This is a genomic window from Agromyces protaetiae, from assembly GCF_030866785.1.
Taxonomy (GTDB): Bacteria; Actinomycetota; Actinomycetes; order Actinomycetales; family Microbacteriaceae; genus Agromyces; species Agromyces silvae.
Genome location: NZ_CP133018.1, coordinates 4039006 through 4065579, shown reverse-complemented (window position 1 = coordinate 4065579; position 26574 = coordinate 4039006). Strand labels below are relative to the sequence as shown.

At 70.8% G+C, this 26574-nt stretch carries 20 protein-coding genes; 16 read left to right on the top strand and 4 right to left on the bottom strand.

Features of this window, described 5'->3' with window-relative positions:
• Positions 1-44 precede the first annotated feature (44 nt).
• Positions 45-1838, bottom strand: coding sequence for a S8 family serine peptidase (locus QU602_RS18545; protein WP_308797930.1), 1794 nt, complete (start codon positions 1836-1838; stop codon positions 45-47).
• Positions 1839-1999: 161 nt separating this feature from the next.
• Here QU602_RS18545 and QU602_RS18540 point away from each other — a divergent pair, with 161 nt between their 5' ends.
• Together QU602_RS18540 and QU602_RS18535 are read left to right on the top strand one after the other, a co-directional pair.
• Entirely contained in the window at positions 2000-4567 is a 2568-nt protein-coding gene (locus QU602_RS18540) for a carboxypeptidase regulatory-like domain-containing protein (RefSeq protein ID WP_308797929.1), read from the top strand.
• Positions 4568-4762: 195 nt separating this feature from the next.
• Positions 4763-5515, top strand: coding sequence for an EAL domain-containing protein (locus QU602_RS18535; protein WP_308797928.1), 753 nt, complete (start codon positions 4763-4765; stop codon positions 5513-5515).
• A gap of 81 nt (positions 5516-5596) precedes the next feature.
• Here QU602_RS18535 and QU602_RS18530 read toward each other — a convergent pair whose 3' ends face one another.
• From QU602_RS18530 to QU602_RS18520, 3 genes are all read right to left on the bottom strand, one after another.
• Positions 5597-7003: a diguanylate cyclase gene (locus tag QU602_RS18530; protein ID WP_308797927.1), complete on the bottom strand. Its 1407-nt coding sequence runs from the start codon at positions 7001-7003 to the stop codon at positions 5597-5599.
• On the bottom strand, positions 7000-7782 hold the full coding sequence (locus QU602_RS18525) for an alpha/beta fold hydrolase (protein ID WP_308797926.1): 783 nt from the start codon (positions 7780-7782) through the stop codon (positions 7000-7002). Before QU602_RS18525 ends, QU602_RS18530 begins: the two co-directional genes overlap by 4 nt.
• Positions 7783-7888: 106 nt before the next feature.
• Entirely contained in the window at positions 7889-8791 is a 903-nt protein-coding gene (locus tag QU602_RS18520) for a LysR family transcriptional regulator (protein ID WP_373692954.1), read from the bottom strand.
• Positions 8792-8885: 94 nt separating this feature from the next.
• Between QU602_RS18520 and tdh the strand changes: the two genes are divergently transcribed.
• The 14 genes from tdh (at position 8886) to QU602_RS18450 (ending at position 26493) form a co-directional block, all read left to right on the top strand.
• Positions 8886-9929 (top strand): L-threonine 3-dehydrogenase, encoded by a 1044-nt coding sequence (gene tdh, locus QU602_RS18515; RefSeq protein ID WP_308797924.1) that lies wholly within the window; start codon positions 8886-8888, stop codon positions 9927-9929.
• The gene (locus tag QU602_RS18510) at positions 9930-11129 is read left to right on the top strand and encodes a glycine C-acetyltransferase (RefSeq protein WP_308797923.1); all 1200 of its coding nucleotides are present in this window, start codon (positions 9930-9932) and stop codon (positions 11127-11129) included.
• A gap of 205 nt (positions 11130-11334) precedes the next feature.
• Positions 11335-12024: a GntR family transcriptional regulator gene (locus tag QU602_RS18505; protein WP_308797922.1), complete on the top strand. Its 690-nt coding sequence runs from the start codon at positions 11335-11337 to the stop codon at positions 12022-12024.
• Positions 12021-12971: a carbohydrate ABC transporter permease gene (locus tag QU602_RS18500; protein ID WP_308797921.1), complete on the top strand. Its 951-nt coding sequence runs from the start codon at positions 12021-12023 to the stop codon at positions 12969-12971. The genes QU602_RS18505 and QU602_RS18500 overlap by 4 nt, the downstream gene beginning before the upstream one ends.
• Positions 12971-13792, top strand: coding sequence for a carbohydrate ABC transporter permease (locus QU602_RS18495; RefSeq protein WP_308797920.1), 822 nt, complete (start codon positions 12971-12973; stop codon positions 13790-13792). The genes QU602_RS18500 and QU602_RS18495 overlap by 1 nt, the downstream gene beginning before the upstream one ends.
• Positions 13789-16476: a family 78 glycoside hydrolase catalytic domain gene (locus tag QU602_RS18490; RefSeq protein WP_308797919.1), complete on the top strand. Its 2688-nt coding sequence runs from the start codon at positions 13789-13791 to the stop codon at positions 16474-16476. Before QU602_RS18495 ends, QU602_RS18490 begins: the two co-directional genes overlap by 4 nt.
• Positions 16477-16542: 66 nt before the next feature.
• Positions 16543-17802 (top strand): ABC transporter substrate-binding protein, encoded by a 1260-nt coding sequence (locus tag QU602_RS18485; RefSeq protein WP_308797918.1) that lies wholly within the window; start codon positions 16543-16545, stop codon positions 17800-17802.
• Positions 17803-17903: 101 nt separating this feature from the next.
• The gene (locus QU602_RS18480) at positions 17904-18770 is read left to right on the top strand and encodes a dihydrodipicolinate synthase family protein (protein ID WP_308797917.1); all 867 of its coding nucleotides are present in this window, start codon (positions 17904-17906) and stop codon (positions 18768-18770) included.
• 143 nt (positions 18771-18913) lie between these two features.
• A complete protein-coding gene (locus QU602_RS18475; protein ID WP_308797916.1) occupies positions 18914-20419 on the top strand; it encodes an exo-alpha-sialidase in 1506 nt (501 codons plus the stop codon).
• Positions 20420-20509: 90 nt separating this feature from the next.
• On the top strand, positions 20510-21490 hold the full coding sequence (locus QU602_RS18470) for a LacI family DNA-binding transcriptional regulator (protein ID WP_308797915.1): 981 nt from the start codon (positions 20510-20512) through the stop codon (positions 21488-21490).
• Between the two features lie 121 nt (positions 21491-21611).
• Positions 21612-23132, top strand: a complete 1521-nt coding sequence (locus QU602_RS18465; RefSeq protein WP_308797914.1) for an FGGY-family carbohydrate kinase — start codon at positions 21612-21614, stop codon at positions 23130-23132.
• Complete coding sequence (locus tag QU602_RS18460) at positions 23129-24760, top strand: fucose isomerase (protein WP_308797913.1); 1632 nt, start codon at positions 23129-23131, stop codon at positions 24758-24760. Before QU602_RS18465 ends, QU602_RS18460 begins: the two co-directional genes overlap by 4 nt.
• Positions 24761-24865: 105 nt before the next feature.
• Positions 24866-25771 (top strand): sensor histidine kinase, encoded by a 906-nt coding sequence (locus QU602_RS18455; protein ID WP_308797912.1) that lies wholly within the window; start codon positions 24866-24868, stop codon positions 25769-25771.
• The gene (locus QU602_RS18450; RefSeq protein ID WP_308797911.1) at positions 25768-26493 is read left to right on the top strand and encodes a response regulator transcription factor; all 726 of its coding nucleotides are present in this window, start codon (positions 25768-25770) and stop codon (positions 26491-26493) included. The genes QU602_RS18455 and QU602_RS18450 overlap by 4 nt, the downstream gene beginning before the upstream one ends.
• Positions 26494-26574 lie beyond the last annotated feature (81 nt).

Below are 26574 nucleotides of genomic sequence, written 5' to 3'. Positions count from 1 at the left end.
GAGCGCGGCGTCACGCGGAGCGCGGCGTCACGCGGAGCGCGGCGTCACGCGGCGGAGCGCGTGCTGCGCCGGATGCGGGCCGCGGCCACGCCGGCCAGGCCCAGCAGCATCAGGCCGAAGGCCCAGATCCCGCCCTCGGTCGATGCGCCGGTGTCGGGGAGGCGCGCCGGTGCGGCCGGGTCGGGCACGGGCGCCGGCGCCGGGGGCGCCTCGCGCACCGCGGCGATCAGCGCGGTCGGATTCACGATGCCGGCACCGCTGGTCTGCGCCGGGACCGTGCCGGTCCAGGTCTCGGCGAGCGGCGTCGCGGTCGCGGTGAGGGCGCCGATCAGGTGCTCGTTCGAGGCGTTGGGGGCCGACTGCTTGGCGAGGGCGAGCGTGGCGCCGATGACGGGCGTGGCCGCCGAGGTGCCGGGGTACAGGTACCCGCCGTCGACGGGCACGCTGAAGAACGTCGTCGGGATGACGTCGAGGCCGGTGATGGTCGGCCCCTCCTTGCGCACGGGGACCTCCAGCGGGCTGGGAGCCTCGCCCACGTCGAACGCGCCGAAGTACCGGACCTGCGGGCCGATGCCGCTGTACGTGTCGAGGCTCAGTGGTTGCCGCTGCATCGAAGCCGCGGCGACGGTGACCGAGCTGGGGTTGGCGGCGCGCCCGACGAGCGACGAGCCGATCGTGTCGGTCTCGGTCGACTCGTAGTACTCGGCGGCGACGACGACATTCGGGTCATTGTCGTCGAAGAACGAGAACCGCACCGGGACGGACCGGTTGGACTCGCGCACCTCACGGGCGATCACGAGATTGCGCTGGACGAGCGTGTCGACGGCGAGCCCGGCGAACAGGTCGGTGTTGCCCGCGACCGCGTACGGCGACGTGGGATCGTTCGCGATCACGTCGGTGGCGACGATGGCCTCGTCCGCGTCGAGGAAGTACGCCGAGAAGGCGGACGTGACCGCGTACGGCGCGTCGCCCCACTCGAGGAAGCCCATCGCGGTGCGCGCATCCGCGGCCAGGCCGCTGTAGGGGTAGATCCAGTACGTGGCCTGGTTGTCGACGGCCGCGGACGGGTCGAAGTCCATGCACTCGAACGTCTTCGTGGTGTCGGAGTCGATGATGGCCTGGGGGCAGGTCGTCGCACGGAACTCCGTGGTCTGCCAGCTGCCGATGCTGTGTCCGACGCTGGGGAGCTGCTCGCCGTTCCAGGTGACGGGCACGCCCACGACGTTCAGGTTGCCGGCCGCGACGGTGTAGATGACGCCGGCGTCCGTGGCGCGCTGGGCGGCGGTCGCCGCGAACCCGGACGCGAAGGCGAGGTCGCCCTCCTCCATGATGTCGTCGACGATCACGTCCACCCCGGCAGCGACCATGCTGTCGATCGCGTCGGCCATCGCCTGATCGCCGGTGACGAGGTCGTCGCCGCCGGCACCCGTCGTGAACACCAGGTCGGCGGCGGGTGCGATCGCGTGCACGATCTGCAGCATGGCGCGGCCTTCGTCATCGTTGGGCGCGTCGTCGTTGATGACCTCGACCTCCTGCGTGTGGCCGCAGGGGTTGCCGGCGCCGGGCAGGGCGCCCGAGGCGACATCGACGGGCGCTGTCGTCGCCGGGCTGCCGAGCGCAGGGTCGTAGTTGTTGTACGACGTGGAGATGACCCCGATGGTGAGCCCGGCGCCGTCGAGCCCGCTGGCGTGCAGCTGGTCGATGCCGAGGAAGTCCGCGACGGCAGAGGCCGGCGCGGGCGTGCATGCGGTCTCTGCCGCATTCGCGACGGAGGGGGATGCGGCGAGGAGGGCGGCGGCGAGGGTGGGCACGCCCAGCAGAACGGTCAGTCGTCTCACAGGGGTCGAGTGTAATGAGCAAGCGCTATCCGGATCGGGGTGGGAGTGGAACTACTCAACCGGGTCCGCACGGGACGGGGAGTCCTGCCCATGGCGTAGGTGAGTCTCCGTTTATAGCGTGAGTGGCGGTGCCGATCCCGGCTCGTACGGAAGGACGTCCAATGCACTCCACCATCCCTCAGCCCCAGCCGGCGTCACGCCGACGGCGATTCCGAGGCGCCGGCGGCGCACTCGGCGCCCGCGGCGCCCGCGGCGCACTCGCCGCGGTCGGTGCGCTCGCCATGGCCGTCGGCCTCGCCGGCGTGGCCTCGCCCGCGCACGCCGCTGAATCGGACACGACCGGCTCGATCGCGGGCACCGTGACGGGAGAGGCCGGCGCCCCGCTCGAGGGCGTGCTCGTGCAGCTCTTCCACTGCACGCCCGACTTCGACCCGTTCGAGCAACGCGACTGCTGGAACCTGCTGTGGGGCGAGGGCCAGGACGCGAAGACGGCCGCCGACGGGACGTTCTCGATCGACGCGCTCGAGCCGGGCACATACCGGGCCGTGGTCCATCCGCAGTCGGCGACCGCGCAGTACGTGTCCGAGTACTGGGACGGTTCCGACACCCTCGAGGGCGCGACCGACATCGAGGTGACGGCTGGCGGGGCGGCGAGCATCGCGCCGGTGCTCGAGGTCGGCGCGACGGTCACGGGCCGCGTCGTCGACGAGGCCGGTGCGCCGGTCGCGGGCGGGTTCGTCTACGCGTACCTCTCGAACGACCTGAACTCGACGCGCGGCGGCACGTCGGTGGCCGCGGACGGCAGCTACACGATCTCCGGCCTGCCCGCCGGCGAGTACCTGCTCGAGGCCGGCCCCGGCTGGGGCAGCGAGTCGGAGCTCGTCGACGAGTACTGGCAGGACGCGTACTCCCAGGACGAGGCGACCCGCGTCGACCTCGTCGCCGGGCAGTCCTTCCCGGCCGACTTCGAGCTGAATGCCGGAGGGGTCATCGAAGGCGCGGTCTCCGGAGGCGGTGCGCCCGTCGAAGGCCTCGAGGTGACGGCGACATATGACGGAGCATCCGATCGCTGGGTCGAGCCGGTGACCGGCGTGACCGCAGCCGACGGCACGTACCGACTCGGCGGACTCGAGGCCGGCGAGTACGTCGTCGAGTTCTCGGACTTCGACGGTGCGTGGGCGCAGCAGTTCTGGCAGGGGTCGAGCGAGCGTGCCGCGGCGACGCGGCTCGAGGTCAGCCCGGGCGACCTCGTCGACGGCATCGACGCGAACCTGACGGCGGGCGGCGCGCTCGCCGGCACGCTCACCGAGGGGAGCGGCGCCGCGAGCGCCGCGTCCGCCGCATACTTCGACGTGCTCCGCAAGGACACCGACGGCGCGTGGCAGCGCATCACCTCGGATCGTGCGGATGCGGCGGGCGCCTACGAGATCTCGGGCCTCGCGGCCGGGGAGTACACGGTCGTGTCGTACGGCTCGTCGAGCGGCAACTGGGCGACCACCTACCACGGCGGCGTCTACTTCGGCGACGAGGCGACGGAAGTGACGGTCGCCCCCGATCAGGTGGCCACCGGCGTCGACGTGCAGACCGCGCCGGGCGTGAGCATCTCGGGCAGCGTGATCGACGAGCACGGCGGCCCCGCGCCGGGAGCATACGCGCAGCTGCTCCTGGAGCGCGAGCCCGGCGTCTGGGTCCAGCCCGAGCTGTTCGGCGGCGCCGGCGACGACATCTCGTTCCGGATGGGCGGCCTGCCGCCTGGCGACTACATCGTGAAGTTCCAGGACACGAGCGACGCCGAAGCGCCCTACGTCACGCAGTACTGGGAGCACGCGGCCACACAGGACGCGGCGACCGTGCTCGAGGCGCCAGACGGCGGCGAGTTCACCGGCATCAACGCGGTCATGACCCGCACCGCGCCCGAGCCCGAGCCCGAGCCCGCCCCGACGCCCACGCTCGCGGGGGTCGCGCAGGTCGGGCAGACCCTGACGGCGGAGTCCGGCGACTGGGGTGCCGGCGCAGAGATCGCGTACCAGTGGTTCGCCGACGGCGCGCCGGTCGACGGCGCGACGGGTGCCGAGTTCGTGCCCGCCGACGACCACGCCGGCGCGACGCTCACGGTGGCCGTGACGGGAACCCGCAGCGGCGCCGCACCGGAGACGGTCACGTCCGCCGCATCCGCCGCGGTGCTGCCGCGGTTCGCCGACGTGACCACGGGCGGCCACGCCGAGAACGTGCGCTGGGCCGGCTCCGCCGGCGTCATCGACGGCGTCCGCGGCGACGACGGCATCGTGCGCTACGACGCGAAGGCCACGGCCACGCGCGCCACGGCGGCGATCGCGCTGTACCGCCTCGCCGGATCGCCGGCGTTCGAGGCGCCCGCCGCGCCCACCTTCGCGGACGTGCCGGCCGACCACGAGGCCTACACGGCGGTCGAGTACCTCGCGAGCGTCGGTGTCGCCTTCGGGTACGGCAACGGCTCCTTCGGCCCGGCCGACACGCTGAAGCGCCAGCACCTCGCCGCGTTCCTGCACCGCGGCTCGGCACCGTCGTTCACGGCGCCCGGCACGGCCTCGTTCACCGATGTGCCGGTCGGATCGGCCTACTTCACGGCCATCGAATGGGTGGCCGCCGAGCGGCTCACCACCGTCACCGGCACGTTCCGGCCCACCGCGACCACGTCGCGCGAGGAGCTCGCGACGTTCCTCGCCCGCTGGAACGCGCTGGAGGGCTGACCCGGTCGGCCCACGGCCGACACCGATCGACGCTGAGCGGATGCCCCGGGGCATCCGCTCAGCGTCGTGACGCGTCCCACAGGTTCGCCGTCAGGTCAACCGTCGGGTCGTCGGGCAGCGGTGTGCCAGCATCGACTCGGGCATGGACGTCGACACGTGGCGTTCCGGGTCCACGTCAGGAGGCTCCGAGCCCGCATGGTCCACACCGACCCCGAACTGGCTGCACGCCTGCCTGGCGCGGCGGAACGCGGCGAGATCCGGGCCTGGTTCCAGCCTCAGGTCGACGTGCAGACCGGCCGGATCGTGGGCGCCGAGGCGCTGGCCAGATGGCGCCACCCCGACCTCGGATCCGTGCCGCCGACCGAGTTCATCCCGATCGCGGAGGAGACGGGCGAGATCGCGGAGATCGGCCGGTTCATGGCCGAGGAGGCCTGCATCGCCATCTCCGAGTGGGACCTCGACGTCTCGGTGAACGTCTCCCCCACCCAGCTCGAGGACTCCTCGTTCACGGACTGGCTCGAGCGCACCCTCCGCCGGTTCCGTGCCGCCCGGGGGCGGCTCACGCTCGAGATCACGGAGGGTCGCGCGATCGAGCACGCCACCGCGGTCGTGCGGCGGCTCGACCGGCTCCGAGCGGTCGGCGCGGGCGTCGCGATCGACGACTTCGGCGCCGGTCACGCCTCGATCACGCAACTCAAGCGGCTCCACGGCACCGAGCTGAAGATCGATCGGACGCTCGTCGTCGACGCGTCATCCGCGGCGTTCGACCTGCTGACGGAGATCGTCGGCGTCGCGCACCGGGCGGGGATCCGCGTGGTGGCCGAGGGGGTCGAGACCATCGAGCAGCTGCAGCGGATCGCGCGCGTCGGATGCGATCGGGCTCAGGGGTACTTCCTCGGCCGTCCGATGCGGAAGGCCGACCTGGCCGAGGTCCTCGCCGCCCGGTGACGGGAGGCCAGGGCTCGACGCGCGGCGGCTCGGTCGCGCCTCGACGCGCGGCGGCTCGGTCGCGCCTCGACGCGCGGCGGCTCAGCCGGCCGAGGTGGTCGCCTCGGCGGTGTCGATTGCGATCTGATCGCGCCCGTTCCGCTTCGAGGCGTACATGGCCAGGTCGGCGCCACCCGTCATCGCCTCCGCCGACGCGTACCGCGAGTCGCCCGGGCGATGCGTCGCGATCCCGATGGACGCGGTCACGTGGAAGCCGGGAGGGAGCCCCTCGATCGGCTGCCTGACCGCCGCGGCGATCCGCTCGGCGATGGCGAGCGCCGCCTCGGCGGTCGCGCCGTCGCACACGATCAGGAACTCGTCGCCGCCGAACCGGCCGATGCGGTCCTCCGCGCGGACCGACTCGCGGATGCGGCTGGCCGACACGGCGAGCACCCGATCGCCGGTGCGATGACCGAAGCGATCGTTCATCGCCTTGAACCCGTCGAGGTCGAGGAAGATCAGCGACAGGTGACGATCCGAGTCCCTGGCCGCGGCGAAGGTCTCCTCGGCGATCTCGTCGATCGCGACGCGGGTGGCGACCTGCGTCAGCTGGTCGACCGAGGCGAGCTCACGCATCCGGGACTGCAGCCAGACGTGCGAGAACGCGAGCCCGGCCTGTTTGGCGAGGGCACGATGCAGCTCGATCGCGTCGTCGAACTCGCGCGGACGACCGTAGAGGCAGGCGAAGGCGCCGAGCAGCTGGTCGCCGTCGGTGATGGCGATCGCGCTGAACGCGGCAGCACGCTGCGCGTGGAGCAGTTCCCCGAGCTCCTCGGATCGCGCGTACGCCTCTTCGAGGTCGGGGATCAGCACCATCTCGTCGGGCTTCAGCGCGCGCGGACCCTCGGGGCGCGACGCGCGGACGACCCGCAGCAGCTCGCGCAGGTGCTCGCCGTTGAGCATGCGGTAGCTCGAGCCGTCGGGCTCGTAGGCGACGACCGCCACGTCAGAGGCGGAGAGACCGGCACGGGCCATGTCCGCGAGCACCGCCGCGACCTGGTCTTCGGTGCGCGCTCCGAGGAAGTGCGTCGCGGCCTCGTGCAGGATGTGGACGCTCGAAGCGGATGCCTCGGCGGCGCGCTTGGCGCTCAGCATCTCCCGCTCGAACTCCTCCCGGCTCGTCCCGTCGAAGACCGCGAGCCGCACCTCCTCGGACCCGTCTTCGGCGACGCCGACCACGGCGTTCACCAGGATGGGCAGGATGCCGCCGTCGCCGCGGATGAGGCGCAGCCAGACGGCGCGGAGTTCGGTCTGCGCCCGGACCTGGTCGCCGAACCAGGTGCTGTAGTAGGCCTGGCTGCCGGCGTCGAGCAGGTCGTGGAACGGCCGGCCGATGACGTCGCCGCGGCCGTAGCCCGTCCACTCGAGAAAGGTCGCATTGACCCTCGTCACCACATCCTGCGCGTCCGTGAGCAGCAGACCGCAGGGGACGGCGTCGATCCGGATCATGCGATCGCCTCCCGGATGCGTTCGACGAGCTCGGCCGGATCGGAGAGGTTCGGGATGTGGCCGTGCGCCGACAGCTCGACGTACCGGCTGCCCGGGATCCGGTCGTGCACGTATCGGCCGACGGCGGGCGCGGCGATGTTGTCCTCCACCGACTGCAGGATGACGGTCGGGACGACGACGTCGGCGAGGTCCCGGCGGTGATCCGACAGGAACGTCACGCGGGCGAAGTGCGCGGCGATGCCGGGATCAGCCGCGGTGATGGATTCGGTGAGCGTGGCGGTGAGCTCGGGGCGCTCGGGATACCCCATGAGGACGGTCGAGAGGGCGCTTGCGGCCGCCGGGTAGTTGAACTCCAGCGAGTCGAGCAGCTCGTCGACCGCCGCCCGGGTGAAGCCGCCGGTGTATCCGTCGTCGTCGAGGTACCGCGGCGACGGGCCCACCATGATGAGCCGGTCGAACAGCTCGGGGCGGCGGTTCGCCGCGAGCATGCCGACCGTCGCGCTCACGGAGTGGCCGACGAAGGTGACGCGGCCGGCGTCGAGCGTCTCGATGATCTCGATCACGTCGTCGGCGTACCCGTGCAGTGAGTCGTACTTCACGGGGTCGTATGCCGTCCGGTCGGAGCCGCCGACGCCCACGTTGTCGTAGACGACGACGGTGAAGTCGTCCTCGAACGCGGGCGCGACCAGTCGCCACGAATCTCCCGATCCGCCGAAGGCGTGCGCGAACACGATGACTGGCCCGTCCGGACTCCCGGTGACCCGGACGTTGTTCCGCACGAGAGGATCCATCACACGCATGGGTCCTCCCTTTCTCTCGTGTCGAATCCTATTGGGTCCGCGCCGTGGAAAAGGCTGTGCGACCGGGTGCTCTGGGGCGAGGAGGTCAGGTGGACGCGACCAGCCGTGCCATGACGCGCCGAAGCCCGGCGGCCACCAGACGAACGGAGGTTCGCCTCAGGTTTTCGGGGCGCGCGAGCACGTCGATGCTGCGCGCGGCGCCGATGCCCGTGATCGGTCGCAACACGACGCCCTGCGCGTGCGCACGCACCGACGTGTACCTGGGCAGGATGCCGATCGCATCGCCGGCCGCGACGATGGCCGCGACTACGCCGTAGTCGTTCACCCGGTGGGCGACGTGCGCCGGCCGGTTGGCGACCGCGGCGATCGCGGCGAGCACGTCGTCGGGCGAATACCCGCGACGACTCGTCACCCACCGCTCACCGACGAGGTCGGTCGGCGAGATCTCCGAAAGCCCGGCGAGCGGGTGCGTCGCGGGCAGCGCGACGTCGAGGGGCTCCCGCGCGAGGGTCAGGACCTCGAGACCGGACGAGGGCCACATCGGCCCGTACTCCATGCGCTGCGCGAGGACGAGGTCGTACCGGGCGGTGAGCGCCGGGAACTCGCTCTGAGCGACGTCCTCGTCGGTGAAACGCACGTCGGGGCCGGCCCCGTCGAGCTCCGCGATGAGCGGCCCGAACAACGCTTGGCCGGCGCTGTGGAATCCGCTGACCTTCACCTCGCCCGTCGAGGACTGCTCGAACTCCTCGACCGCGCCGCGTGCGTCGGCCATCGCCTCGATGACTTTCGCGCCGGCATCGGCGAGGACGAGTCCGGCCTCGGTGAGCACGACCGTGCGGCCCTTCCGGCGGGTGAGCGGTGCGGCGAAGCCGCGCTGCACGGCGGCGAGCTGCTGCGACACAGCTGAGGCCGACACGCCCAACGAGTCCGCGACCGCGGTGACACTGCCGAGCGTCGCCAGCTCGCGGAGCATCCGGAACTGATGCATCTCCACCCGGCGATCGTACGATGAAGCTCGGCCTAAAGGGTCGATGAAGACACATATCCTTCCTCTTCGGTGTGGTCGCACCCACCATGGGACCATGAAGGCGCTCCAGAAGAGCACGGCGGCACCGGGCCTCGAACTCGTCGATCGACCGATGCCGGTCGCGGGCCCCGGTGAGGTCCTCATCCGCGTGCTGCGCACCGGCATCTGCGGCACCGACCTGCACATCGAACGCTGGGACGCCTGGGCCGAGTCGACCATCGCCGCACCGCTCGTCCCCGGGCACGAGTTCTACGGCGAGGTCGTCGAGGTGGGCGACCTCGTGCACGACGTCGCGATCGGCGACCGGGTCTCCGGCGAGGGGCACATCGTGTGCGGCACCTGCCGCAACTGCCGCGCCGGGCGTCGACAGATGTGCATCAGGACGATCGGACTCGGTCTGCAGCGCGACGGGGCCTTCGCGGAGTTCCTCGCGCTGCCCGCGAGCAATGTCTGGGTGCACCACCCGGATGTCGCGCCCGAGCTCGGCGCGATCTTCGATCCCCTCGGCAACGCCGTGCACACCGCGCTCATGTTCCCCCTCGTCGGCGAGGACGTGCTCGTGACCGGGTGCGGCCCCATCGGGCTCATGGCCATCGCGGTCGCGAGGCATGTGGGCGCGAGATTCATCGTCGGCACCGACGTCAGCAGCTCGCGACTCGCGCTCGCCGAGCGCCTGGGCGCGAGCGAGGTGGTGGATGTCTCGAGCACCCGGATCGCCGCGGCGCAGGCGTCGCTCGGCATGCGCGAGGGCTTCGACGTCGGGTTCGAGATGAGCGGGGCGCCGACCGCACTCCCGGAGATGATCGAGAACCTGAACCACGGCGGCCGGATCGCCATGCTCGGCCTGCCCACCGAGCAGTTCGGCGTCGACTGGGGCAAGGTCGTCACGCATATGCTCACGATCAAGGGCATCTACGGACGTGAGATGTTCGAGACCTGGAATGCCATGGGCGCCATGCTGCAGACCAGTGCGCCGCTGCGAGACGCGGTGACCTCGGTCATCTCCGATTGCATGCCCGCACGCGACTGGCGCGCGGGGTTCGCCGCGGCGTCCGCCGCCGACGCGGGCAAGATCATCCTCGACTGGACGGAGCTGTAGATGTACGCCGGACTCAAGGACCACGTCCTGAACGAGCTCGCCGCGATCGAGGCGGCGGGTCTCACGAAGCGCGAACGCGGCATCCGCGGCCCGCAGGGCGCGACGGTCGTCACCGACGGCGCCGAGGTGCTGAACTTCTGCGCCAACAACTACCTCGGCCTGGCCGACGACCCGCGTCTGGTCGAGGCGGCCAAGGCCTCGCTCGACGAGTGGGGGTACGGGCTCGCCAGCGTCAGGTTCATCTGCGGGACGCAGGATCAGCACCTCGAGCTCGAACGCCGCATCTCCGGGTTCCTCGGCACCGAGGACACCATCCTCTACTCGTCGTGCTTCGACGCGAACGGCGGGGTGTTCGAGGTGCTCTTCGGCGCGGAGGACGCGATCATCTCCGACGAGCTCAATCACGCGTCGATCATCGACGGCATCCGGCTCTCGAAGGCGCGCCGCCTGCGCTATCGCAACCGCGACATGGGCGAGCTCGAAGCGCGGCTCGCGAGCGCGGCGGACGCGCGCTTCCGGGTGATCGTGACGGATGGCGTGTTCTCGATGGACGGTTCGATCGCGCCGTTGCCCGAGATCTGCGATCTCGCGGAGCGCTACGACGCGCTGGTGCTCGTCGACGACTCGCACGCGGTCGGCTTCGTCGGCGAGCACGGGCGGGGCACGCCCGAGCTCGCCGGCGTCGAGGGGCGCGTCGACCTCCTGACCGGCACGTTCGGCAAGGCGCTCGGCGGCGCCTCGGGTGGCTACGTGAGCGGGCCGCGCGAGATCGTGGCGCTGCTGCGGCAGCGGTCGCGTCCGTACCTCTTCTCCAACACGCTCGCGCCGTCGATCGTCGCCGGAACGCTCGCGGCGATCGACCTGCTCGAGAGCTCTGGCGGGCTGCGAAGCCGGCTGCGAGAGAACGCGGCGCTGTTCCGCTCGCTCATGGCGGCCGAGGGGTTCGACCTGCTGCCCGGCGAACACCCGATCGTGCCGGTGATGTTCGGCGATGCGGCACGCACCGCGCGCATCGCCGACGCCATGCAGCGCGCAGGGGTCTACGTGACGGCGTTCAGCTATCCCGTCGTGCCCCAGGGGGCGGCGCGCATCCGGGTGCAGCTCTCGGCCGCCCACACCGAGGAACAGATCCGTCGCTGCGTCGCGGCCTTCGTCGAGGCGCGCGATGAGGCCGCCGGCGGCGGCCCGCTCGCGGACTGACGCGAGCACCGCGGTTCCGCATCCCGCAGCTCCGCATCCCGCAGCTCCGCACCTCGCGGTTCCGCACCCCCGCGATTCCGCACCCCGCAGCTCCGCACCTCGCAGCTCCGTGGCCCGGCCCTTCGCCGCGCCGCGCGAGCGATTTGACGCTGCCCAGAGCTTACGGTTAACTGTCGTTCGTTAACGGTACACAAAGGGGTGCGAGATGAGCATGACGAGACCGACCCGGGCTCCCGCTCTGGGCGATCAGCTGGCAGGCGTGCTGCGCGACCAGATCGTTCGGCGGCAACTCGCACCCGGCACGCATCTGGTCGAGGACTCGCTCGCCGCCGAATACGACGTGAGCCGTGGGCCGGTGCGCGACGCGCTCCGCCAGCTGGAGTCGCAGGGGCTCGTGGAGTCCCGCCGCCGCGGCTTCTTCGTCGTCGGCCTCAGCCGGAGCGACATCGACGATCTCTACGAGCTGCGCGAGTCCATCGAGCTCGTCGCCGTCGTCCGTGCCGTCGAACAGGCCACCGCCGAGCAACTGCGTCTCGGCCGGGACATCGTCGACGACATGCTCGCGTGCGCCGACCGTTCGGCGGCCGACGGCTTCGCGGAAGCGGACATGCGCTTCCACGCCCTGCTGTACCGCATGGGCGGCAACCGTCGCCTGCAGGACGTGTGGGAGGCGTACGAGCCGGTCTTCGCGAGCCTCATCCAGCTGACCGTGGAGGAGGACGTCGACCTGCACCCGTCCGCACTCGACCACGGCCGACTGCTCGATCTCATCGAGGCGGGCGACGCCGCCGAGCTCCAGGCCGAGCTCCGCGACCACCTGGGCGGGGCCAGGGCGCGCATGGCGCACGCGCTGGAGATGCTCATCGAGGCGCCCGGAGGGGAGCTCGCGTCGTGACCGTCGTCGAGACCATCGCACCGGCCACACCTCCCACCGAGCCGGCGCAGAGGGAAGCACGGACCCGTCGCCGGTTCGTCGGCGTCGCGCAGTCGAAAGCGCTCCTCCTCCTGGCGATCCCCGGCCTGATCTTCTACGGGTTCGCCGTCGTCGTGCCGTCGATTCGCGGGGCGGTGCTGGCCTTCACGAACTGGGACGGGCTCTCCCAGTCGTACGACTTCATCGGGTTCGACAACTTCATCCGCATCTTCACGACGCAGAGCTCGCTCGACGCGTTGCGGATGACGCTGATCTTCGCGCTCGCGGTCACGATCCTGCAGAACGGCATCGGCCTGCTCCTCGCGCTCGGGGTGAACAGCGGCCTGAAGTCGCAGAACTTCCTCCGGGTGCTCTTCTTCGCGCCCGTCGTGATCACGCCGGTCGTCGTCGCCTACCTCTGGAAGTTCCTGCTCACGCCGGACGGCGCGGTGAACACGATCCTCGGCGGGGTCGGGCTCGGCGACCTCGCGCCGAGCTGGCTCGGCGATCCCTTCTGGGCCGCCGTCTCCGTCATCATGATGATCGTCTGGCAGCACGCCGGCTACTCGATGGTCATCTACATCGCCGGCCTCCAGTCCATTCCGCAAGAGCTGAACGAGGCGGCCGCCGTCGACGGCGCCGGGTCTTGGCGCAGGTTCTGGTCGGTGACCTGGCCGCTGCTCGCCCCGGCGACCGCGATCAACGTCATGCTGACGATCATCGGCGGCCTGAAGATGTTCACCGAGGTGTTCGTGCTCACCGCGGGTGGCCCCGGCGGATCGACCGAGACGCTCTCCACGCTGCTCTACAAGTCGGCGTTCCAGTTCAACGAGTTCGGCTACGGCATCTCGCTCGCCCTCGTGCTCGCCGGCGTCGTCGCCTTCTTCTCGGTCGCGCAGCAACGGATGGCTCGAAGGGGGAACCGCTGATGTTCCGCTACACCAAGGGCACCTTCGCCCGCGAGATCGTGATGCTGCTCGCCGCGCTCGTGTTCGTCTTCCCGGTCTACATCCTGGTGAACATGTCGTTGCGCGCCGCGAACGACACGTCATCGCCGCTCGTGCCGGCGACGCAGCCGACCTTGAACAACTTCATGGAGGCCTGGAACCAGGCCGGCCTCGGTCAGGCGCTGCTCAACAGCGCGATCGTGACGATCACCAGCGTCGTGCTCATCGTGACGATCTCGTCCATGGCGGCGTATCCGCTGGCCCGCGTGATGTCGCGGCTGTCCTCGACGCTGTTCTGGATCGTGCTCGCCGGGATGATGATCCCGTTCCAGGTCGCGCTCATCCCGCTCTACCAGACCATGCGCGACCTCGGCCTGCTCGGGTCGCTGGCCTCGCTGATCCTCTTCTACACGGGCAGCCAGGTGCCCTTCTCGGTGTTCCTCTACACCGGGTTCCTCCGCACGCTCGATCGCGACTACGAGGAGGCCGCCGCCCTCGACGGCGCCGGCACGTTCCGGACGTTCCTCAGCATCGTCTTCCCGCTGCTGCGACCGATCACGGGCACCGTCATCATCCTCAACGCGATCACGGTGTGGAACGACTTCCTCGTCCCGCTGCTCTACCTGAGCGGCACGCCGCAGCAGACCGTCACCGTCGCGCTCTACGCGTTCGTCGGGCAGTTCGTCTCGAACTGGCCGGTGGTCTTCGCGGGCCTCGTGATCAGCGTGGTGCCGGTCCTGCTCGTCTACTTCCTCATGCAGAAGCAGATCATCAAGGGCTTCGCCGGAGGGCTCAAGGGATGAGCCTCGAGCCGTACGCGCTGCGCGTCGACGGGCAATCCGCGCCGCAGGGGGTGATCGCCGCGCCGACGTTCTCCTGGCGACTGCGCTCCGACCGCCGCGGTGCGCGGCAGACCGCGTATCGCATCACGGTCGTGCTCCGCCTCCCCGGCGGGGACACGGCTCGGGTCTGGGATTCGGGCCGCATCGGCTCCGACCTCACGGTCGGTGCGCGCTACGCGGGCGCACCGCTCATGAGCTCCGCCGACTACGAGTGGACGCTGGAGACCGAGGACGAGCGCGGCGAGACGACGGTTCGCGCCGCACGCTTCGCCACCGGGATCGTCCACCCCGACGAGTGGGACGCCGCGTGGATCGCACGCAATCCGAACTTCCGGCGCACGGCATTGCCGCCGCAGGACACCGACATCAGCTTCACGGTCAACAAGCTGCAGCCGGTGCGCAGGTTCGTCCACCACTTCGAGCTCGACGACGTGCCCGCGGTCGCCAAGGTGCACGTCTCCGCGAAGGGCGCCTACCGGCTCTACGTCAACGGGCGCAAGGTCGGGGACGATGAGCTCGCACCCGGGTGGACCGAGTACCGCGACCGCATCACCTACCAGTCCTGGGACGTGAGCGGGATGCTCCGGCCGGGGCGGAACAGCCTCGCCGCGCTCCTCGGCGACGGCTGGTACGCCGGGTTCATCGGCACCGATCGCCGGCACCAGGCGCAGCACTACGGCACGGAGCCCGCGCTGCTCGCGCAGCTCATGCTCGACGGCGCGGACGGTGGCCGGACGGTCGTCGGCACGGGCGAGGGCTGGAAGGAGAGCGCGAGCGACATCCTCTACGCCGACATGCTCATGGGGCAGTACGAGGACTCGCGCGTCGCCCAGCCGGACTGGCACCTGCCGGAGTGCGACCTCGACGACTGGTCGGATGCGATCGTCCTCGACCGGGACATCCGTCTGCTCACGCCCGAGGTCGACCCGGGCGTCCGCGTGACCGGGCGGCTTCCCGCGGTGTCGGTGACCGCGCGTGGGAACGGGCGGCACATCGTCGACTTCGGCCAGAACCTCGTGGGCCGGGTCCGGCTGACGCTCCGCGACCAGCCCGCCGACCGCAGGATCCAGCTCGACCACGCCGAGGTGCTCGACGAGGGCGACCTCTACACCGCGAACCTCCGCACGGCCGAGCCGGTCGACGTGTTCTGGACGAACGGCGACGCCGAGCAGGTGTTCGAGCCGCGATTCACGCTGCACGGCTTCCGATTCGCCGAGGTGCAGGGCATCGACGGCGATCTGGATCCGGCCGACATCGAGGCCGTCGTGCTCCACAACGCGTTCGACGTCGTCGGCGAGTTCTCGTCATCGAGCCCCGAGCTCGACCGCCTGTTCCAGAACATCTCCTGGGGTCTGCGCGGGAACTTCGTGTCGATCCCCACCGACTGCCCGCAGCGCGACGAGCGGCTCGGCTGGCTCGCAGACGCGCAGGTCTTCGCACCGACCGCGCTCGCCATCGCGGACGTCGGCCCGCTCCTGCGCAGGTGGCTGCGCGACGTGCGCAGTGCGCAGAACGCCGACGGCGCGTTCCCCGACATCGCGCCGCACCTCATCCACCTCCGTGAGGGCGCGCCGGCGTGGGGCGACGGCGGCGTGACGATCCCGTGGAGCGTGTACCGCGCCACGGGCGACCGCGCCGTCCTCGAGGAGGCGGCGGACTCGATGATCGCGTGGGTGCGGCACATCGAACGGCACAATCCCGACCTGATCTGGCGCGAGCAGGTCGGCAACGACTACGGCGACTGGCTGCAGATCGGCGAGGAGACCCGCAAGGACGTCCTCGCGACCGCGTACTTCGCGCACAGTGCCGACCTGACCGCACGCACGCTCCGCGTGCTCGGACGCGACGCCGAGGCGGAACCGCTCGAGGCGCTCCGCGAGCGGATCGCGGCGGTGTTCCGCGAGGCGTTCGTCCAACCGGACGGCACGGTCGCCGGCGACACGCAGGGCGGTTACCTGCTCGCGCTCGCCTTCGGGCTCACCGCTGACACCGCTGAGCGCGACCGCGTGGCCGACCGGCTCGTCGAGGCGGTGCTCCGCCGTGACGTGTCGCTGACGACGGGGTTCGTCACCGTCGGCCTGCTCTGCCCGGTGCTCGCCTCGATCGGGCGCGAGGATCTCGCGTTCCGTCTGCTCCACAACGACCGGTACCCGTCGTGGCTCTTCTCCGTCAAGAACGGGGCCACGACGATCTGGGAGCGCTGGGACGGCTGGACCCCAGAGGCCGGGTTCCAATCCGCGCGGATGAACAGCTTCAACCACTATTCGCTGGGGTCCGTCGGGGCGTGGTTCGTCTCGGGCATCCTCGGCATCGGTCAGGCCGAGGCGTCCTCCGGCTACTTCGACCTGGTGCTCGCGCCACGCCTCGACCCGTTCCTGGACCATGCCGAGGGGGCGCTGGAGACCCCGCGCGGGCGGGTCGCCAGCTCGTGGCGTCGTCACGCCGACCACATCGAATGGGCGGTGACCGTGCCCCCGGGCTCGCCCGCCGTCGTCGAACTCCCGTGCCCCGAGGCATCCGACATCACGGAAGGAGGCGAGAACGCGACGCACGCGAACGGCGTCACCCTGATGGATCGAACCAGCAGAGGCACCCGTCTGCGGCTGGAACCCGGAACCTTCACCTTCCGGTTCCCGGCCGGATGACCCTGCTGACCCGTCACCACCTGTACTCAGGGGCTCCCGCCCCCTTCCAATTGGAGTCTATTCACCATGAAACCGCGTCACATCGCCGCCGTCGCCGGTGTCGCCGTCGTAGCCCTGGGGCTGTCGGCGTGCTCGTCGGCCTCGAACCCCGGATCGACCGAACCCAGCGACTCGCTCACGATCGCGACCACCTCGAACAACCAGGCGCCGATGGAGGCCGTGGTCGAGGCGTACGAGGAGAAGACCGGCCTCGACATCAACCTGACGGTCGCGGACACGGGTCAGTTCCAGACCACCATCCGCACCCAGCTCTCGAGCGGCACCGCGCCCGACGTGTTCACCGTCTGGGCGGGCGGCGGAAACCCCGGCGCGATCGACGTGCTGCAGGGCGCGGGCTACCTGACCGACCTCTCCGACCGGGACTGGGTCGACACCGTCGACCCCGGCACCGCGGAGACGCTGCAGATCGACGGCAACACCTACGGCCTGCCGTCCAAGCTCGACGCCGTCGGGACGATCTACAACACCGCCACGCTCGACGAGCTCGGACTCGAGATCCCGACCACCTACAGCGAGCTCCTCGCCTACTGCGGCGACGTCGCGGCCGCGGGCAAGGTGGCGTTCGCCCTCGGGATCCAGACCGAGTGGGTCACCCAGCTCATCCCGTACGCGCTGGTCGCCTCGACCGTCTACGCGGACGACCCCGACTTCGACGCGCAGCTCACCGACGGTGAGGCCACCTTCGAGGGGTCCGGCTGGGCCGACGCCTTCGTCAAGTACCTCGAGATGAGCGAAGCCGGCTGCTTCAACGACGACCCGCTCGGCACCGACGTCACGGCCTCGTACAACCTGGTCCACAGCGGGCAGGCCGTCGGCGTGGTCCAGGTGCTCGCCTCGTACCCGCAGATCAGCTCGACCGCGCCCGAGGGCAGCGAGTTCGGCTTCTTCGCCCTGCCGGGCGACGACTCGGGCACCACGTCGATCCCGCGTGGCATCGGCGTGAGCTTCGCCGTGAACGAGAACGCGACGAACAAGGTGAACGCGCTCGACTTCGTCGACTGGCTGGCCACGCCGGAAGCCACGACCATCTGGTTCGAGGCCGCTCCCGGCATCCCGGCGCTGACGGATGCCACGGTCGAGCTCGACCCGGTCATGCAGACCGCGGCCGATCTCATCGCCGAGGGCGACACCGCCCCGATGCCCGACCAGGGCTGGCCGAACGCCAAGGCGCAGTCGGCGCTCTTCATCGGGGTGCAGCAGCTCTTCTCCGGCCAGTCCGACGTCGACGGGGTGCTCCGTTCGATGGACGAGGCCTTCGCAGGCTGACCCGCGCGTTCGCCGGTCGGCCCAGTGCCGGCGCGCGGCTCCGCTGACCCGCGCGCCGGCACCCTCTCACCCTCGTTCTCCGTTCGAAAGACCTGATCTCCATGCGCTCGCACGACATCATCACCGCCGTTCCGCTCGCCTTCGACGAGGCCGGCGCACTCGACCTCGACGGGTCCCGGCAGATCCTCGACTACGTCGCCGCCTCGGGTGTGCAGGGCGCGCTGGTACTCGGCACGACGGGCGAGTTCCCCGCGCTCTCGATCGACGAGCGGAACACCATCGCGCGGCTTTCCGTCGAGATCCTCACCGATATGCGCGTGATCGTGCACGTCGGTGCGGCGAGTCGGTTCGAGGTGTCGCAGCTGATCGACGGGGCGCGCCGCGCGGGCGCCCGGGAGATCGCGGTGCTCACGCCCTACTACCTGCCCGCGCCGCCCGAGGAGGTCTACGACTTCTTCCGCGGCGTCGCCGCCGAGGCGGACGGCCTCGACATCTACGTGTACATGTTCGAGGCGCGTACGGGGATCCCCGTCGACGAGGACCTCATCGTGCGGCTCGCGGGCCTGCCCGGCGTGGTGGGAGTGAAGGTGAGCGGCGAATCGCTCGACCTCATCTCGTCGTTCCGTGCCCGCCTGCCCGAGGGCTTCCGCATCTACACCGGCGCGGACGGCGATTTCGCCCGCGCCGGGCAGGCGGGGGCCGACGGCGTGATCTCGGGCGTGGCATCCGTGTTCGCGCCCCCGTTCCTCGCCATGCGCGAGGCGCTCATCGTCGCCGACGACGCGCGCGTCGCGGAGCTCCAGCACGACATCGACCAGGTCGTCGCGATCGTCGACGGCTCACCCGCGCGGATGCGTGCCGTCCACCGCCTCGCCGGGCGATCGGTCGGCGGCCGGCGGATGCCCATCCCGGAGCCGGATGCGCAGGTGCTCGCACACCTCGAGCAGGCCGTTCCCCGCTTCCACTGAGTCCCGGCACCACCACCGGGCTGCGGCGACGCGCGGCCCGGTCCCAGAGCAGCCCGGCCCCTGCGGCCGCCCCAGCCCACTGGAAACCCGCAACCACCCAAGACGGTGTCCGCTGACGGATGCCACACGATGAAGGAGTTGCAATGTCGCCCTCGAACATCTCACGCCGGAGACGGCTGCTCACGGGCGGAGCCGTGCTCGGCGCCGCCGCGCTGATCGCCGGCCTGGCCGGCGCGCCGGCGCACGCCGAGGAGTCCTCGCCCATCCGCGTGACCGACGGCCTGATCGACACGTCCGAGCGCAACGCCCTCGGGCTGCCACAGGCCGAGCACGCCGAGACCGTCACGATCTTCGAACCCGGAGACGACGACCTCAAGTTCAACCACGGCACGGTCCTCTTGCCCTTCAAGGGCAAGCTCTACGCGCAGTGGCAGAGCTCGGCGCAGGACGAGGACTCGCCGGACACGATCGTCACGTACAGCGTCAGCGACGACGGCGACGTGTGGTCGGAGCCGATCCCGCTGACCGAGCCGCGGACGGACGGCTACACCTCGAACGGCGGACTGTGGACCGACGGCGAGACCCTCGTCGCCTACCTCAACGTGTGGCCCGCCGCGCTCGTGCCCCGTGGTGGCTACACGCTGGCCGTCACGAGCACCGACGGCGTGAACTGGACGGACCCGCAACCCGTCACGGACGCCGACGGCAACCCGGTGCTCGGCATCATCGAACAGGACGTCAGAGCGCTGCCGAGCGGCCGGATCCTCACCGCGTTCCACGTGCAGCCCGGTCTGCAGGTGAAGCCGTACTTCACCGACGACCCGCTGGGTCTGACCGGCTGGACGCAGGGCGAGCTCGAGAACCAGCCGTACCTCGAGGACGAGATGTCGCGCGAGCTCGAGCCGAGCTGGTTCGTGCAGGCGGACGGCGACATCGTCATGACCTTCCGCGACCAGGGTGGCAGCAGCATGTTCAAGCTCGCCTCGGTGAGCGAGGACGACGGCGAGACCTGGTCGCGCTCGGTCGTCACGAACATCCCGGACTCGCGCACGAAGCAGAGCGCCGGCAACCTGCCCGACGGCACCGCCTTCCTCGTCGGCAGCCTGACCGGCACCCGGGATCGGTTCCCGCTCGTCGTCGTGCTGAGCGCGGACGGCGAGACATTCGATCAGGGCTACGCGCTGCGGGACTCGAACGACCTGCAGCCGCGCCGCTACGAGGGCCGGTCGAAGAACCTCGGCTACAGCTACCAGAAGAGCATCGTCTGGGATGAGCACCTCTGGGTCGCCTACGGCACGAACAAGGAGGACGTCGAGTTCACGCGCATCCCGGTCGCCGACCTCTCGCTGCGGGACGTGCCCGCGGCGCCGACCGAGGCGGTCGCCGTCGGCGGTGGCCGGTCGCTGCAGGTGTCGTGGGCCGCGCCCGTCGACGGCGGCGACGCGCCCATCACCGGCTACGTCGTCGAGGCGGCGGCCAAGTCGGGGGCGACGGCGCGCGTCGAGACCGCGACGGATGCCACGGCCGCGGTGCTGACGGACCTCAAGCCGGGCCGCTACCAGGTCACGGTCACGGCGGTGAACGAGTACGGCGCCGGCGCGGCGTCGGACCCGTCGGCGTGGGTGACGGTGACGGGCCGCACGCACTGACGGGCCGCACGCACGGGGTGCCGCCGCAGGGTCGAGCGTGACGCTGCGGCGGCACCCGCGTCGCCCCCGAGCGCCCGCTACAGTGAGCCGATGGCCACGATCTACGACGTCGCGAAGCTCGCGGGCGTCTCGCCGGCCACGGTGTCCCGCGTCTACAGCGGTGTCGTCCCGGTCTCGGCCGGCAAGGCCGAGGCCGTGCGCCGTGCGGCCGCCGAGCTGCGATTCACCCCCAGCGGCACGGCCCGCGCGTTGCGCACGCAGTCGTCGGAGGTCATCGCCCTCGTCATCCCCGACATCGAGAATCCGTATTTCACGGAGATGGCCCGCGGTGTCGAGGACGTCGCCAACGACGCCGGGTACTCGGTGGTGCTCTGCAACACCGACGGCGACCGTGCCAAGGAGGCGGCGTATCTCGACGTCGCGGTGTCGGCGCGGATGGCGGGCGTGATCATCGCCGCGGCCGACGCGGGAACCGACCTCGGCGCCCTGCACGAGCACGGGCGTCCGGTGGTCGCCGTGGACCGAACGTTGGAGGCCGCGATGGACGCGGTCGTGATGGACAACCGCGAAGCGGGTGCTGCGGCGACCGAGGCCCTGCTCGATGCGGGGTACGGCCGGATCGCGTGCGTGACCGGGCCCGAGACGGTCGAGACCGCCCGTCAGCGCGCGGAGGGATGGCGCGCCGCACTGGAGCGGCGAGGGCTCGCGGCGCCGAGTGCGCGGTTGCGGTACTCGACCTTCCGCGTCGAAGGGGGTCGCTCGGCGGTCGACGAGCTGCTGGCCGCATCGGACCCCCCGGACGCCATCGTGGCCGGCAACAACCTGCTCGGCGTCGGCGTCCTTCAGCGCCTCGCCGAGCACGGGCTCACACCGCCCGCCCTCGGGGTGGCCGTGATCGGCTCGCTCCCCTACGCGACGCTGCCGGTCGACGCCGTCACGGTGGTGCGCCTCCCTGCGCGCGACATGGGCGAGACCGGCGCGCAGATGCTGCTCGATCGCCTGCACGGCGACGGCCGGCCGCCGCGCACACTCACGCTGCACGGCGTCGTGCGTCCCGCACAGCCTCGGTGAGTTCGTGACCGTGGGCGGCGGCTCCTCGCCCCGCCGCCCCGCGACATCCTCGGTCAGCCGCGCCCGAGTAGAAATGAAATCGGTTTCAGCTTACGCTCGTTGAGTTCCACGAGGAGGTTCCATGCGCCGCATCGCGTGCACGCTCGGTGTCGACATCGGCACGTCCAGCAGCAAGGGCGTGCTGGTCGACGCGGGCGGCTCCGTGATCGCCGCCGCCACCGTCGCGCATGAGGTGTCGCGCCCGCGCGACGGGTGGGTAGAGATGGACGGCGAGGTCTGGTGGCGCGAGTTCGTCGTGCTCGCCCGCGACCTGCTCGCCCAGATCGGCGACCGCGAGGACGAGGTCGTGATCACCGCGATCGGCGTCAGCGGCATGGGGCCGTGCGTGCTGCTGACCGACGCCGACGATGTGCCGGTGCGCCCCGCCATCCTGTACGGCGTCGACACGCGTGCCACCGCCCAGATCGCGCGGATGACGGAGGAGCTCGGCACCGAGGCGATCGTCGAGATCGGCGGATCCGCGCTCACCACCCAGGCCGGCGGTCCGAAGGTGCAGTGGATCGCCGACGAGGAGCCCGATGCGTACGCCCGCGCGCGGCGCCTGTTCATGCCGGCGTCGTGGCTGGCCCGCCGCTTGACCGGCGCGTACGTGCTCGATCACCAGTCGGCGAGCCAGATGTCACCGCTGTACGACGTCGAGAACGAGCGGTGGCACGGCCCCTGGCTCGAACGCTTCGCGCCCGGGATCGAGGCGCCGCAGCTGCTGTGGGCCGGGGAGGTCGCGGGCACCGTGACCGCCGAGGCCGCCGCCGAGACCGGCTTGGCGACCGGTACGCCCGTCGTCGCCGGCACGATCGACGCGTGGTCGGAGGCGGTCAGCGTCGGAGCCCACGGCGAGGGCGATCTCATGCTCATGTACGGCACGACGATGTTCCTCGTCGCGACCGGCCCGCAGACGCTCCGCACCCCGTCGATGTGGACCACGGCGGGCGCGTTCCCCGGTACCCGCAACCTCGCCGGGGGCCTGGCCACGTCTGGGGCGCTCACCGGCTGGCTGAAGGATCTCACCGGGGCCGACTACCAGACCCTGCTGCTCGAGGCGGCGGCGTCGCCCGCGGGGGCGCACGGCCTGCTCGCGTTGCCGTACTTCGCCGGTGAGCGTACGCCGATCCTCGACCCCGACGCGCGCGGTGTCATCGCCGGGCTCACGCTCAGGCACGGACGAGGCGACCTGTACCGCGCCGTGCTGGAGGCGACGGCCTTCGCCGTGCGCCACAACGTCGAGACGATGCGTGCCGCAGGCGCCGACATCCGGCGCATCGTCGCGGTCGGCGGCGGCACCCAGGGTGCGCTGTGGCTCCAGATCGTGTCCGACGTCACGGGCCTCGTGCAGGAGGTCCCGCGCACGACCGTCGGCGCGAGCTACGGGGCGGCCCATCTCGCGGCCGCAGCGATCGCCGAAGGGGGTGCGGCCCCCGTGATCGCCGACTGGAATCCGATGGTCACGACGGTGACGCCCCGCCCGGAAGCAGCCCGGCGCTACGACGAGCTCTTCCCGCACTATCTCGCGCTCTACGAGGCGACCGTCCCGGTGACGCACGCCCTCACCGCCCTGCAACGCACGGAAGGAACACCCGCATGACCTACACCCTGCCCGCCCCTTCGACACGCCCCGAGGTCGCGCCGAAGACGGCGTATCTCATCGCCTCAGGCGATCTTCGGGAGTCGGCGAACACCGCCGGCTGGCCCACGCAGGCCGCGATGGAGGCCGACGTCGCGCGCGCGCTCGAGGACCTCGGGTGGAGCGTGATCCGTGCCAACGAGGTGGATCCGGCCACCGGCCACGGGTTCATCTCGAGCCAGAGGATGGGTCTCGAGGTGTTCAAGCACATTCCGGCCGATGCACCGCTGATCGTCGCGGAAGCGGTGTGGCAGTACTCGCACCACGTGCTCGCCGGACTCCGCACCCATCGTGGCCCGATCCTCACCGTCGCGAACTTCGCGGGCGACTGGCCCGGCCTCGTCGGCCTGCTCGGTCTCAACGCCTGTCTGACCAAGATGGGCAAGCCGTACGCCACGACCTGGTCGGTCGACTTCACCGATCCCTGGTTCCGCGATGGCCTCAAGGAGTGGACGGAGACCGGCCGGATCACCCACGATGCGTCGCACGTACGCCCGCTTCCCGAGCTGCCGCAGACCCCGGAGGTCGCCCTCGGACGTGCGCTCGGCGACGAGCTGCTGGCCGACAAGGCCCTCATCGGCGTGTTCGACGAGGGCTGCATGGGGATGTACAACGCGATCTTCGACGACGAGCTGCTCAACCCGATCGGCATCTACAAGGAGCGGCTCTCGCAGTCCGCGCTCTACGCCGAGATGCTGAAGGTGACGGATGCCGAAGCCGACGAGGCTCGCGAATGGCTGCTGGGGCGCGGCATGACGTTCCGATTCGGCACCGACGAGGCGACCGAACTGACCGAGGCGCAGGTGGGCTGGCAGTTGAAGATGTACATCGCGGCGCTGCGCATCGCCGACGACTTCGGCCTGGATGCGGTGGGCATCCAGTACCAGCAGGGACTCAAGGACCTCGTCCCGGCGTCCGATCTCGCGGAGGGCCTCCTCAACTCCACCGAGCGCCCGCCGGTGTCCTCGCGGGACGGATCGCGCGAGCTGTTCCCGGGGCGGGCGTTCCCGCACTTCAACGAGGCCGACGAGGGCGTCGCCGTGGACGCGCTCGTGACGGACCGGGTGTGGCGTGCCATGGGGCTCGTTCCCGACAACACGCTGCATGACGTGCGCTGGGGCGAGGAGTATGACGGCGAGTTCGTGTGGGTGTACGAGATCTCGGGCTCCGTCCCGGGCTCGCACCTGGGCGGCTGGGACCAGGCCGAGGGATGGCGGCAGGGGCACGTCTTCTTCCCCGCCGGTGGCGCGACCATCAATGGCGTGTCCAAGCCGGGTGAGATCGTCGTATCCCGCGTGTTCATCGCCGACGGGATCCTGCAGGCCGACATCTTCCGCGGCTCCGTCGTGGCGTTGCCCGAGGAGGAGACTCGGCGTCGCAAGGATGCGACCAACCCGGAGTGGCCGATCGCGCACGTCGTGCTGCACGACGTCAGCCGCGACCAGTTCATGGCCCGGCACAAGGCGAACCACGCGCAGGTCGTGTACGCGCCCGACGCCGAGACCGCGGACAAGGCGCTCGTGGCCAAGGCCGCGATGCTCGATCGCATGGGCGTGAAGGTGAACCTCATCGGTCGCGTCGCGCTCTGATCCCTCGGAGCCGCGGCGCGCGCCCGGTCGGCCGGCCACTCGATCACTCGGGATGCGCGATGCTGATGCATATGCAATCGACGTCGACCGGGCGGCGGTGAGTCCGTGCGCCTGGTCCGCCCCGCCACCCAGACGCACGTCCTCACGCTGGTGCTCTCCTCCCTGTGCGCGCTCGCGGTGCTCGTCGTCGCTGCGGCGGCGGTCGTTCGCGCCGCGGGCCTCGCGGTCGTCGTCGCGATCGTCGCACTCGCGATCGCCTCGGTCCTCGGCGCGTTCGTCGCCGTGCGGCTGCACACGCTCAAGCGCGACGCCGCGGAGCTGGAGCACCTCGCGCGCAATCGCGCCGACCAGGTGTCGGTGCTCGCGCACGAGGTGCGGACGCCGCTCGCGGTGATCCGTGGGTCGGCGGAGCTGCTCGCCGAGGGCAGGCCGGGGCCGCTCACCGAACGACAGGTGCGGTTCCTGCGAACCATCCTGGGCGGCGCCGAGACGCTGAGCGTGCTATCGGAGCAGCTGCTCGTGGAGGCGCGGATCGACGCCGGCATCTTCTCACTGCGGCTGGAGTGGACCGAGCTGCGCACGGTGGTGCGTGAGTCGGTCGACGAACTGCGCAGCGTGCACGGACACCGCATCGTGCTCGACGCCCCTGGACCGCCGGTGAGCGCTCGGATCGACGCGCAGCTCATCAAACAGGTGCTGATCAACCTCGTCTCCAACGCGGTTCGCCACTCCGACGACGACCGTGTGGTGACCGTACGCCTCTCGCGGAGCGAGGACGACGTGACGATCGCGGTGAGCGACGACGGCGCCGGCATGTCGGTGGCCGAGCGTCAGAGCATCTTCACCCGGAACTTCTCGGGCGAACGCAGCCGCGACAGCGGCGGATCGGGGATCGGGCTGTACATCTCGCGGCAGATCATCGAGCTGCACCAGGGGAGGATCTACTTGGACACGCTGCTAGGGCGGGGCACCGACATCGTGTTCACGCTGCCGATCGAGGGGCCCCGATGACCGAGACCGAACCGCTGGCGTTCGTCGTGGACGACGAACGCGCGATGCTCGACATCGTGACCTTCGCACTGGAGACGCAGGGGTTCCGATGCCGCGCGTTCACGAACGCGGAGCGCGCCTGGACCGCGCTGCAGCGAGAGCAGCGGCCCGATCTCCTGGTGCTCGACGTCATGCTGCCGGGGGAGTCGGGACTGACGCTGTGCAAACGCGTCCGCGCCCAGGGCAACCTCCCCGTGATGATGCTGACGGCTCGTAAAGAGACCGACGACCGGGTGGAAGGGCTGGAGGCGGGCGCTGACGACTATGTCACCAAGCCGTTTCACCCCCGAGAGCTCGCGCTGCGCGCCCGCGCTCTCGTGCGCCGGACGCGGCTGCGCGATGTCGAGGAGATCGTGCGGGGCGACCTCGTCCTGCAGCCGCTCACCTCGACGGTGCTCGTGCGGCGCACCCCCGTGACGCTCTCGCCCAATGAGTACCGAGTGTTGCTCGCGCTCATGACGCACCCCGACGAGACCCTGGGATTCGCGCAGCTGCTGGCCTTCGCGTGGGGCGAGAACGAGCGCATCGGCGCGCGGGAGCTGGTCAAGACGGCCGTGTATCGGCTCCGTCTCAAGCTGGACGCGGCCAGCACCGGAGGTGGTGACTGCATCCGCTCAGTGCGCGGGGTCGGGTACATCCTGGCGACCGATCCGGACCCCGCGCCGACGGTCACGGAACCGTGACCGTCGGGCCCTCGATCGTGACCGAGGGCCCGAAATTGCGCTCCTAGGCTTGGACCGCCGACAGCACCGTCGGCCCGGTTT